The following is a 12,058-nucleotide window of genomic DNA, read 5'->3' on the forward strand; positions in this document are numbered from 1 at the left end:
GAACAGGGTTCGTCCGAACTCCTGTTCAGTTAAGACGAAAATGACCCGCCATGAGCGGGTCATTTCCGTGGATAAATTTGAATCAGGGAGTCTTGGACAGGAAGTGCTGGATGTTTTGGATGATCGGCGTTCTAGCGTCGTACTCGAGATAGTTGATGTCCATCAAGACAACAACGCGTCCTCGTCCGGTCTTCATATCCCCTTCGGCCCAGACGCCTCCGATGGCCACGCTCTCGCTTCGAGCGAAGACGTTCCGGGCGTCCACACCACCCATTCCGCTGATGGCTCCGGGCGCATCGGGGTCAAAAGTGGTGAGCACGTTGGGCACTTTGGTGATTTCGTTGCTGGCAGCAGGATTGAACGAGAAGGTTCCCTGCACATCACCCATCTGGCCCACTACAACGTTCTGATCGGTAAGTACATGGCGGAGGACGTTCTGAACGCTGGCATTCAGAGCCTCGCAACATGGACGTTCCCCCGTGAGGTAGGCCGCTCCGCCGTCGGCTACATAGCCGGCGACGCGGCGCTCGTCTGCATCGCTCCAACCGTAGCGTGACGGGTTCCAGATTGACTTGTAGCCGCTCAGGTCGGCAGGGAGGGAGGTCGCTTCCACAACCTCTGCGCCGGCGTCGCGGAGAGTTTTGGCGACGTTCTTTATGCCATACCCCTCGTCACCGTCGGCGTATACGAGGACCTTATCTCCGCGCGGCGGGGTGGGGTTCACAACCAAGGTCAAGGGTGCCGATGCAACAACGCCCAAGTTATCCGTAGCTGTAACGGTGATGTCGGCAGTTGCCACCGTACTTGGGACACCTGAGACTATTCCGGTTCCGGAATTCAGAGCGAGACCCGAAGGAAGCGTTCCCTTCGAAATCGTCCAGGTGTAAGGCTGAGTCCCACCCTTGGCCGCGAGGCCTATTTTGTATGCCTTCCCAACAGTCGCACTGGGCAATGAAGTAGAAAGCACCTTCAAAGGGGCAACCGTCGGGGGCACTTCTGCGCCAGGAGCCCCAGGGGCTGCGGGCTTCGTGGACCAGGAGGCGATGGTCTTTTCATAGATCGTTCCGGAGTAGATGGTCACGTTGGGACCGCCGTCGAAGAAGCAGATGAGGCAGGCGCCAAGTTCGAATCCAACCTTGCCCTTGAGCTCTGCCATAGGGTCCTCGGTTGGGTGGTACGCGGCAGATACGGACGCATTAATCTGGCCCGTAATTCCGACGATTTCCACCCATGTGACGCGTGTATCGATTGCGCCCGTGAGGGTCGCTTCGATGCCTGAATCGCTGGAGAGGCCCAGCGGCTCGTGCTCGGTGCCACACGTAGCGGCCCGGCTTTCCTGTCCGTCCCGCCATTGGTAAGACGTACCGCATTTGAGGGTTACGGACGTGCTGAGGTCCAGCTTCCCGTTGACTTCAAACGTCAGGGACGGCTGGGCCACCATGACGATGGCACCTGCGCCTGAGGGGACGGTCACCTTGACCTCGGGACCGGCCACTGTGCACACACCTTCCCCGGAAACAGCTGCTCCCAGGTTGACGGTGATGGAGCCCTCGATGTTTGCCTGAAGCTGGTGAAGACCGCCAAAGAAGGGCTTCCAATCGGCATAGAGCGAAGGCTTCATGTTCGGGGTAACAGACAGGCCCTTGAGGTCCGCGGTCGCTCCACCTTCACACTGTATTTTCTTCGGTGCCGGGACTGGTTCCTTTGCAGCGAAGGGCGTGGAGAACGCTTCAGATTCTCCCAGTGAAGTGGTTACTGCTGCTTCGTCCGTGAAATGAACGGTGCCCTCGGAGTAGGCCGCGGAAAGGTTGGCCGTGGAGACCAACACCAAAAGCGTCCTGTCAGCAGTCATCTGGACGTCGTCAACGTTGAGGATTGCACCGGACTCGAGATTGGCCCAAGGGTCGAGAGTCAGCACCTGGCCCACGGTCACATCGACGGCCGTGAGCTCCACCGAGACAATGTCGTTCGATTCGGGGTCCCTGTTGACGGCGACGATGTTGTCCCCGGGGACGTGGACCGTGTTTTCCTGGGGCACCAGGATCTCGCAGGGCTTGCCCGCGCATTCCTCGGGCGCGGCTTCCGGGACGTTCAGGCTCAGGGTCCGCGATAGCGTCACTCCGGAATCATCAGTGGCTGTGACAGTGACCGGGTAGTCGCCTGTTGCCGCTGGAGAACCGGACAGAACACCGGTTGGTGAAAGAGTTACACCTTGGGGAAGGCCCGTTGCATTCCACACCAAGGAGCCGAATCCTCCGGCCCCCGTGAGCTGCTCGAGGTACCTGACTCCGGCGATGCCGTCCATCAAGCGCTCGTTCGCAATGGTCAGCGGGCTTGTGTTCAGGTGGAAGCGGTACATGAACGCTGCCATGGCATCACGGTTTACGGCCTGCAGCGCCCGGTACGTCTTCGAACCATTGGCTTCGGTCCAACCGGTGCTGATGCCTGTGGAGGCAAGCCATGCCATTTCCTTGTAGAACTGTTGGGAGGTGGCGACATCGGCAAACGGCGAAACTGCCGGTGCTGTGTAGTCCGGGCTGCCTGCCAAACGGTACAAAAACGCTGCCATGGCGTCGCGGTTTACCGGCTGTAGTGCCCTGTAGGTTTTGGTGAAACCGTCTGCGTCGGTCCAGCCGGTGCTGATGCCTTTGGACGCCAGCCACGCCATCTCTTTGTAGAACTGCTGGGACGTGGACACATCAGCGAAAGGTGACTCAGCCGGAGGAACGAATCCGGGGCTGCCGGAGAGCCTGTACATGAAGGCCGCCATCGCGTCCCTGTTAACCGCCTGCAAGGCCCTGTAGGTCTTCGACCCATTGGCCTCGGACCATCCAGTACTGACGCCCGCGCCGGCCAGCCACGCCATCTCAGCGTAGAACTGCTGGGACGTGGAGACGTCGGCAAAGGGAGACGTGGCCGGAGCCGGGAACGATGGGCCGCTGTCCTGTGCCGTAACGACGGTCGGCTGGGTTTGTGTCGTGGATTCCGAGAGAACCACTGGCTCTACGGGAGTTACCGGAGCTGCATTTGCCGGAATCATTCCGATCATCATGAATGCCGATAAGGCAAGGCTAAGCCCTGAAGTTACGAGTCTTCGTCTGGATTTATGGCGCACTAATGGCTACTTTCCGCACTTTTTGGCGGAAACCCGCCCCCATTTTCATCTACCGATTAATAGATATTCCAAAAGATAGCGTTATTATCCGGTTACTCCAATTTCTGGTCTACCGGGCCCGGGCCAGCCGTTCCTCCACTTCAATGGCTTTGTCCGTTTGGCCCGACACAACGTACAGCTCCGAGAGGATGTTCAGCGCTCGCTCCGGCTTGGGGGTCAGCGCCGCAGCACGTTCGATATCCGCGATCGCACCCTCCAGATCCTGGCCGCTGGCTTTGGCGAGTCCCCGTAGGAGGTGGGGCTCCGATGTCCACGGCGAGCGCTCGATCTGCATGTCCAGCGTTTTCCGCGCGGACTGAACATCTCCGGTCCCCAGTTGCCCGATGGAAAGCGCAGTAAGCGCCTCCATGGAAGACGGGTTACGTTCGACGGCGGTCCCCGCCCAAGTGGTAGCGGCAGCTGCCGCTGTTGTATCGCCCTTGACGGCACGAACAGCGAATGCTTGTGCGGCAAGAAGATCGATGTCCTGGTCCCAGGGCCGTAGGGCCTTTGCCTGTTCGAACTCCTCAGTAGCTCTCGGGATTTCACCCGCGGCGGCTAAGTCAGTACCTGACTTCATGGGTATCTCCGCACTTGCCGCGACACCAGCAACGATGGCGCCCACCAGCGCCAGCCCAACTGCTGATATGCGAGCGACATCAGAAGCCCTACCGCGGGGACTGTCGATCGCCTCATTCTGCACCGGAGCCTTCCCAAGAATGGCACCAGCGAGGACACAAACCACCGCAGTGGTTCCCGGTGAGGTGAAGTGGGTCATGAGTGCGAACCCGTAGCCGCAAGTGGCTGTCAGGGCGCCCATCAGAAATAGTTTGTGTTCATTCAACGGCGAGGTGCGGATACGCCCGACGCCCACCACTAAGACCATGCACACAGCTGCAGCAACGGAGAGAAGGAAGAACAATCCACCCGCGCTGACCAGCTGGAGAAGGAGCATGTGCGGGCTATCCGCGGGGAACTCAGTTCCCACATTCTTGGCGAAGGCATCAGATAGGTGGGAAGGCAAAATGTCCACGAAATGACCTGCCCCAAGACCTAACAACATGTTGCCGGACAGAGCCTGGAGGGATGCCTCCCAGAGATACACGCGGCCCGTAACGGTCTCCATGCTGAACAAACGTTCCGCAACTGAAGGGATGGACCAGGACAAAACTGCGGCAACGCCTACGAATCCCAGGAGGGCGACGATCGCATGGACGGGCTTTCCCGATTTCAACAACTGGAAGGCTTTGAATCCAAAGAGCATAATTCCGCAAATAACCAGAATGAGGATGCAAGCACGGGAACCCGAAGTGACTGTTACAACCCCTGCCGCAGCCGCTCCTATTTGCGCCAATTTATTCTTGGACCATAACGCCGGGGGCAGAAGCAGCAGGCAAGCGACCAAGCCCGCCAAGCCCAGATCGGTGGCATTACCCAACGTCGCTCCGGGTCGTATGTCATCGGCACCACCAAGGGGTCGAAGGCCAGCCGCCTCGGCAACTGCGATCGGCGCCAAAACGAGCATGCTGAAGCACAGCCCATGTACCAGGTACCGCCTGCTCGTTGAAGCGGAGGAACCACCCAAGACACGCGCTCCCACCACCAACAAGCCCACATATAAGAGCAGGACAGGCAGGCCTTCGTACCGCGGCCACCGTCCAACAATGGCAGCTGACAGATCGCCGGAACTCAATGCCGCAATGACATATGTCCCCACTATGGCTGCCAAAATCAGCACCGTAGGACGCCCAGGTCTTGACGTTGCCGGGGCCAGGAGACCCAGGCACAACGCGAGAAACAAAATGGCGAGTTTTGGCAGAACGAACCTGTGGAAGCCGCCCGGCAGCATGATCAAGGGTGTTGCGACCAATAAAGTCACACTAAGAAGCGCCATTCGGTGACTACCGAAAGTCGACTCCCAAATGCAGCGTAATGATTGCACTATTTTCCCCCATGATCGACAGGCCCGCCGTATAAGAAATAGCATGTGGCTGACGCAACAACTTGACTTGACTCGGCGTCGAAAATCAAATATATGGGGGCACTCTTGAAAAAATCGAAACTTTCGCGGCAATTACTTGTGCCCGTGGCCGGTTTATCACTCCTCGCAGCATCGTTCTCCGGTGCACCGGCCGCCGTCGCTGCGGGAACTGCAAGCATCAGCGGAAGCGTGCAGATGCAGGCTGGTCTCAATGCCAGCATGATCATCATCGACGCCTACAAAGACGGTCTCTACGTCGACGAAGCCCGAATCTGGAGCGGGTCCGGGACTTACACCCTGGATGGGCTGGAGCCTGGCTCCTACAAGGTGAAGTTCAGCGCCTACGGGGACGGTGGTGGCGCACCGGTCAATGTCTCGGAATGGTATGACGACAAGGAACTGGCTTCCTCGGCCCAAACCATCTCGCTGACCACAGGGCAGGCACAAGCCAACGTCTCTGCCGTTCTGAATACGGGCGCGACCGTCAGCGGCAAGGCGACGGTTCCGGCCGGCGTCGACGCCACGAAGATCACCGTGGAGGCCACGCGGGACGGTGAATACAGTTCGTACAGGGCTTCACTGAACGCGGACGGCACCTACTCGCTCACCAACATGATTGCCGGACAGTACCGGTTGTACTTCGCGTGGGGCTCCGGATTTGGTCAGGAGTCGTCTCCCAGCCCGATCATCTCCAGCTACCTCGGCGGGGATAACTGGCCCGCGGCCACCTTGGTAAACGTTCCTAAACAAGGGAACGTTACGGGCCAGAACATCACCTTGGCACCCGCCGGAATCGTGACCGGGAAAGTGACTGTACCGGCCGGCGTGGACGTGACCAAAGTGTCTGTCTATCTCAGCAACGCCACTAAACCCGCAGATCCGGGCGGGTATGCCAGTCCGAAGGCAAACGGCGAGTTCAGTGTAGGAGGGCTGGTACCGGCCTCCTACAGGGTGACCTTCGGTTGGAGCGGCGACGACTCGCCCGTGCTGTACACCTACTACGGACCCGCTGGTGCCACTCAGGACACAACCACCTTGGTCAATGTTCCGCCCGTTCAACCCGTCACGGGAATCAACCAAACGCTCCTTGCGGCAGCGAAAATCAAGGGTAAAGTCACTGTCCCCGCTGGTTTTTCCGCAGCCAACATCCTGGTCATGGCTAAAGCTCCTGACGGTCTGGCATGGATGGGCAGCGCTCAAACGGATGGAACAGGCGCGTTCAGCATCGGGGGACTTCCAGCAGGCTCCTACAAACTTGAGTACTCTGCGACTAACCAGAACCTCCTCCACCAGTGGCATGGCCAAAAGTTGGACGCGTCAGCTTCAACGGCAGTCACCGTTGCCGCCGGCGGAGTCCTGACTGTTGCCAATGAGAGTCTCCTTCCCGGCGCAGTTGTTTCGGGTTCACTGACACTGCCTGCCAGTTTGGCTGGCGAGGATTCGTCAGTGGCTCTGGTGGGCCCTAACGGTTTCAGCCGCTTCCTCAACGCCGACGACAACAACAGCTTCTCCTTCGACAAGCTGCCTGCGGGTACCTACTCCATAGAGTTCAACCGTTCAAGCGGCGTGAGCACCAACACCGAAGCGTCCTTTTATAAGGACAAGGCCGAGTCATTGGGTGTAGCTTCGGCAACTCAGGTCACGGTGGCTACAGGTGAAGCCAAGACGGGGCTAACGAGCACGGCGAAGACGGGTGGCACGCTCACGGGCAAGATTGTGGGCACAGATGGCCAGCCGTTGAACAATGTTCCTGTCCGCGTTTACACCAAGGACGGTTCGCTGGTCACTCGCGGCGCGAACACCATCGCCGATGGCACGTTCAAAGTGACAGGGCTCAGCACGGGAAGCTACCTGGTCTCGGCCAACATGATCCCTACCCGACCTTCGGGTTCGCTCGGGACCATCTTCTCCGGCAACGTGAAAACGGAAGGGGCTGCGTCGAATGTAGCCACCACAGCGGGTACTAACACTGACATCGGCACACTGAGCTTCGCCACGGCAGGCAACGCAGGAACCGGATTCACCGACGTACCTGCTGGTGGGCAATTCAGCACGGAAATTACCTGGATGGCTACGGCCGGTATCAGCACCGGCTGGACGGAAGCAGACGGCTCCAAGACGTTCCGACCGCTCTCCCCCGTCAATCGTGACGCGATGGCAGCCTTCATGTACCGGCTGGCTGGCAAGCCTTCCTTCACGCCGCCAGCTACATCGCCCTTCGCGGATGTACCCACAAACAGCCAGTTCTACAAGGAAATCACTTGGCTCGCTGATAAGGGTGTTTCCACCGGTTGGACCGAAGCCGACGGAAGCAAGACCTACCGTCCCGTTCAGGCGGTAAACCGTGACGCGATGGCAGCGTTCATGTACCGTTTGGCAGGGAAACCGGCCTTTACTCCCCCGGTTACTTCGCCCTTCACCGATGTGCCCACAAGCAGCCAGTTCTACAAAGAGATCACTTGGCTGGCAGCCCAAGGCATCAGCACTGGCTGGACAGAAGCGGACAACAGTAAGACGTTCCGCCCGGTGAACGCCGTCAACCGCGATGCGATGGCAGCGTTCATGTACCGCTACAACGCAAAGTTCAACGCAAGCTAGTCCCCAAGCAAAATGGCCGGCACCACAAAGTTGGTGCCGGCCATTTCTGCGTGTACATGAAGGTTCAGCGTTCTCCTGAAAGGCCGGGCAGGAACTCTTCCGGCAGGGTGGAAACGGGAACCAGGACCATGTCCTTCGCCTTCCAGTCCAGGTCAATACATGCCTGTCGGGCTGATTCCAGCTGCTTCAAAGTGGGCATGTCTCCTGCCGGGACAACGAACGTTTCGATGTGAAAGACGTGCCCTTCGTCCCTGATCCGGGATTTTGCTGTTTCTACCCAGTCAAGTCCGCTGAGGTAGCCGTCAATCTCATGGCCCAAGGGGTGAGGCTTGGCGTCGTCGTAAGTCCTGGCACGCTTGTCCATGAGGGCGGTGATTGCGGCTTTGGTGTTGCGTACGCCGTCGTGAAGGATGCTCGCGGAGATGATGAGGGCGGCGACAGCGTCCGCCCACCACCAGCCGATACCGATGCCCGCAACGCCGGCAGCTGCGGCGACAGCGGTCTGCCAGTCTGCTTTGTTCATGTCGGCGTCCGCATAGAGGACCTTGTCGTGCAGGGTCTTGGCCAGTTTCATCTTCTGGTGGCCCAAGTACACCGGCGGGCCTGCGGTCAGGAGCATCGCAACAATCATGACCCAGCCAAGCCAGATCGTCTGGCCGAAGAAGTCGAACCCTCCGATGGTGGGGTGCTCTGCCGTGAAGAGACTGATGCCGGAGTCGACAATCAAGTACGCGCCCATGACGGACAAGGCCACAGCCGCTACGACGTGGGCAACGCCAACGGCACGGTGGTAACCGTAAGGATGCTCCTCGGTGGGGCGCTTGCGGATCACGCGGGCGGCAATCAGGAAAGACAGGGGCGGCAGGAACGACAGGACGTCTTCAAGCCACGCGGCCTTCATGGCTTGGGAGTTTCCCAGCAGGAGATAGATCATGGCGGTCGAAACCGCCAGGAACGCCACGGTGATCCACTCGAAGCGGATCGCCTTGCGTAGCGCCTGGTGCTGCTCTTCAGGCAGTTCGGTGTGGCCGAAACGTGAGCTGGCGCTGTCGGGCCGGCTTTGGGTGGCTTTCACTTGGTGCCCTCCGACTCTTTGAGGAACGTATCCAGTGTTAGGAGGAAGCCGTTCTCCCCTTTGGCGACCAGCATCACGTGCTTATGCTTTTTCCCGGTGTCGTCCACGGATTCGGTATAGGGCTGCGTCAGCGCTGCGTGCTTTTCCCATGGCGTGTCTTCGCGCAGGCCACCGATCATCAGGTCAAGTTCGCCGTGCTCTACGCGTTCGGCCAGGATGTGTTCGGTGCCCGTGCTCCACTCCACCGTGGCATCCAGTTGCGCGGCGAACCTCCGCACCAGTTCGGCCTCGGTCCCAGTGGGCTCGCCGGAAGACGGGAGCTTCACCCAGTCGCCGTTGGGGCTAGCGCCTACCCTGAGCACGCCACCGCTGACCCGGTCGAGTGTGCCCTGGGGATCAGCCGGAACGCTGACTCCGCAGCCCGTTAGCAGAATGACAGCTACCGTCAGAATAGTCAGTCGCCATCGCCTATACATATCTCCGCTTCCTCCTATTGCTCTTGCCACAACTATAGGCAGGTTACTTATTATCTACATGCCTTAGTCCCGACCAACTTGGTCCTGATTCTGCCCACGGCGCACAGAGCCCATCGGGAACTAAACAGTCCGTAGACTTATTGGCACTATGGATGACCCTCCTTCACATATGCCCTGGCCCCTCGACCTTCTGACCGGCACGCCGGCCATCACGGGAGAGGGGCGCCCGAATGTATGAATGGATCATGCTCGGTATCGGCCTCGTCCTGACGATTGGTACCGGATTCTTTGTTGCCTCCGAATTCGCGCTGGTCAATCTTGACCGCAACGACCTTGAGGCTCGCCAAGCCCGCGGTGAGAAGCGCCTTGCACCCACCATCAAGGCGCTGAAGATCACCTCAACGCATCTATCCGGTGCTCAGCTCGGCATCACGTTGACCACTCTCCTGACTGGTTACACGTTCGAACCGTCCATCAGCCGGATGCTCAGCGGCCCACTGCTCGCGATGGGCCTTCCCGAGGCCGTGGTTCCCGGAATCGGCGCTGTTGCCGGAATCTTCCTGGCCACTATCTTCTCCATGGTGATCGGCGAGCTCGTGCCTAAGAACTTCGCTCTGGCCCTGCCATTGGCCACAGCCAAGGTGGTTGTGCCCTTTCAGGCACTGTTCACAGCCGTGTTCAAACCGGTGATCCTGCTGTTCAACAACACAGCAAACAGCATCATCCGTTCGTTCGGCATCGATCCCAAGGAAGAACTTTCCGGCGCCCGTAGCGCCGAAGAACTCAGTTCCCTGGTTCGCCGTTCCGCGCTTGAAGGGTCCCTTGACCTGGACCACGCCGTCCTACTGCACCGGACCCTGCGGTTCTCCGAACACTCCGCCGCGGATGTCATGACACCACGGGTGCGGATGGCCGCCGTAAATACCACCGACACCGCCGAGGACATTGTTACCCTCGCAACCTCAACCGGATACTCACGCTTTCCCGTTATCGGTCGTGACCGTGACGAGGTCCTCGGTGTCCTGCACGTGAAGCAGGCCTTCGCCGTCGCCCTGGATCAACGCGACCAGGTGACCGCTGCAGAGCTGATGATCGAACCATTGCGGGTTCCGGAATCCATGGGTGTCGATTCGTTGCTTGGCCTGCTCCGTAAGCAAGGCCTGCAGGTAGCGATTGTTTCCGATGAGCATGGCGGTACCGCCGGCATTGTCACCCTCGAGGACCTGGTGGAGGAGATCGTCGGCGAACTCGAAGACGAGCACGACCGCGCCCGAGTGGGTGTGGTCAGGACCGGTCGCTCCATCACCTTTGATGCTTCCCTCCGGCCCGATGAGCTCCTGGACAGGACCGGCATTGCCGTTCCTGACGGCGAGGAGTACGACACGGTGGCCGGATTCGTTACGGACGAACTGGACCGCATCCCCGAACTCGGGGACGAAGTCCGCGTCGCGGACGGAACGTTGCGGGTTGAACGCGTGGTAGGAACCCATGTGGAACGGATCCGCTTTACCCCTGACGAGTCACAGGCACCCCCAAAAAGTCCTCATGACCGCATCGTCGATAACCTCACGCAGGAGCTGACCCATGAGTGAATACCTTCCCGGCATCATCTGGCTGGTGGTGCTCCTGGTGGTGAACGCTTTCTTCGTCGGCGCCGAGTTCGCCGTCATTTCGGCCCGCCGGTCACAGATTGAACCGAAGGCGGAGGCTGGCAGCAAAGCGGCCAAAACCACGTTGTGGGCCATGGAGCACGCGACACTGATGCTGGCAACCAGCCAGCTGGGCATCACCGTGTGTTCCCTGGTGATCCTGAACGTCTCTGAACCGGCTATCCACCACCTCTTGGAAATCCCTCTCGGGCTGACCTCTCTGTCCGGTGAAGCGATTGGCATCATCGCCTTCGTGGCCGCGCTGTTGCTGGTGACCTTCCTGCACGTGGTCCTCGGTGAAATGGTCCCGAAAAACATCTCGTTCTCCGTCCCAACCCGCGCAGCGCTGATTCTGGCGCCGCCATTGGTGATGGTTTCCCGGATCCTCAAACCGGTGATCTGGACCCTGAACGGGATAGCGAACTCCATCCTTCGCCTGTTCAAGGTCGAACCAAAGGACGAAGCCACCAGCGCATACACCTTGGATGAAGTAGCCAACATCGTGGAGCAGTCCACCCGGGACGGGATGCTGAGCGACACCAGTGGCACGCTGACCGCGGCGTTCGAGTTCACGTCCAAAACCGTGGCGGATGTCGAAGTGCCTATCGGCGAGATGGTACTCCTGCCAGCCACTTCAACGCCGGCGGACATCCAGCGCGCGGTGGCCGAGCACGGCTACTCCCGCTACATACTCACCGACGACGACGGTACGCCCACCGGTTATTTGCACCTCAAAGACGTCATGGACCTGACCACCCGGGAAAAATTCGACCAACCGGTGCCCGCCAAACGAATCCGCAAACTCGCATCCGCCTACAGCGGCAGCGAACTCGAGGACGCACTGGCCACCATGCGCCGCAGCGGTGCCCACGTCGCACGGGTTTTCGATGCTGCCGGGAACACCACTGGTGTGCTGTTCTTGGAAGACATCATCGAAGAACTCGTCGGTGAAGTACAGGACGCCACCAGTACTTAAGTGCTCCATCCCATCATGGTCATCGGCTGACGTTCTTGGACGCCACAAAAGGCAAATCCCACGACATCTGAGCCCTTTCTGTTGCTTCGCTTGTGAAGGATGTCGTCTAGTTGGGTTTCTGAGTGTTTTCTGGGTGTCGCCGGTGTGTG

General features: G+C 59.5%; 7 protein-coding genes. 3 read left to right on the top strand and 4 right to left on the bottom strand.

Going from position 1 to position 12,058, the window contains the following annotated elements:
• Window positions 1-82: 82 nt before the first annotated feature.
• Both A477_RS0101030 and A477_RS0101035 read right to left on the bottom strand, forming a co-directional pair.
• On the bottom strand, window positions 83-3,052 hold the full coding sequence (locus tag A477_RS0101030; RefSeq protein ID WP_026005268.1) for a putative Ig domain-containing protein: 2,970 nt from the start codon (window positions 3,050-3,052) through the stop codon (window positions 83-85).
• A gap of 172 nt (window positions 3,053-3,224) precedes the next feature.
• Window positions 3,225-5,033 (bottom strand): O-antigen ligase family protein, encoded by a 1,809-nt coding sequence (locus A477_RS0101035; protein WP_026005269.1) that lies wholly within the window; start codon window positions 5,031-5,033, stop codon window positions 3,225-3,227.
• Between the two features lie 201 nt (window positions 5,034-5,234).
• On the opposite strand from A477_RS0101035, the gene A477_RS0101040 reads away from it, so the two are divergent.
• Window positions 5,235-7,733, top strand: a complete 2,499-nt coding sequence (locus A477_RS0101040) for a carboxypeptidase regulatory-like domain-containing protein (protein ID WP_017197193.1) — start codon at window positions 5,235-5,237, stop codon at window positions 7,731-7,733.
• A gap of 64 nt (window positions 7,734-7,797) precedes the next feature.
• Here the strand turns inward: A477_RS0101040 and A477_RS0101045 are convergent, their stop codons facing one another.
• Window positions 7,798-8,808, bottom strand: coding sequence for a cation efflux transmembrane domain-containing protein (locus A477_RS0101045; RefSeq protein WP_017197194.1), 1,011 nt, complete (start codon window positions 8,806-8,808; stop codon window positions 7,798-7,800).
• Window positions 8,805-9,284 (bottom strand): transporter substrate-binding domain-containing protein, encoded by a 480-nt coding sequence (locus tag A477_RS0101050; protein ID WP_017197195.1) that lies wholly within the window; start codon window positions 9,282-9,284, stop codon window positions 8,805-8,807. Before A477_RS0101050 ends, A477_RS0101045 begins: the two co-directional genes overlap by 4 nt.
• A 230-nt stretch (window positions 9,285-9,514) precedes the next feature.
• Here A477_RS0101050 and A477_RS0101055 point away from each other — a divergent pair, with 230 nt between their 5' ends.
• Window positions 9,515-10,876, top strand: a complete 1,362-nt coding sequence (locus tag A477_RS0101055) for a hemolysin family protein (RefSeq protein ID WP_017197196.1) — start codon at window positions 9,515-9,517, stop codon at window positions 10,874-10,876.
• Complete coding sequence (locus A477_RS0101060; RefSeq protein WP_017197197.1) at window positions 10,869-11,909, top strand: hemolysin family protein; 1,041 nt, start codon at window positions 10,869-10,871, stop codon at window positions 11,907-11,909. Before A477_RS0101055 ends, A477_RS0101060 begins: the two co-directional genes overlap by 8 nt.
• Window positions 11,910-12,058 lie beyond the last annotated feature (149 nt).

The organism is Arthrobacter sp. M2012083, assembly GCF_000281065.1.
Lineage (GTDB): Bacteria > Actinomycetota > Actinomycetes > Actinomycetales > Micrococcaceae > Arthrobacter.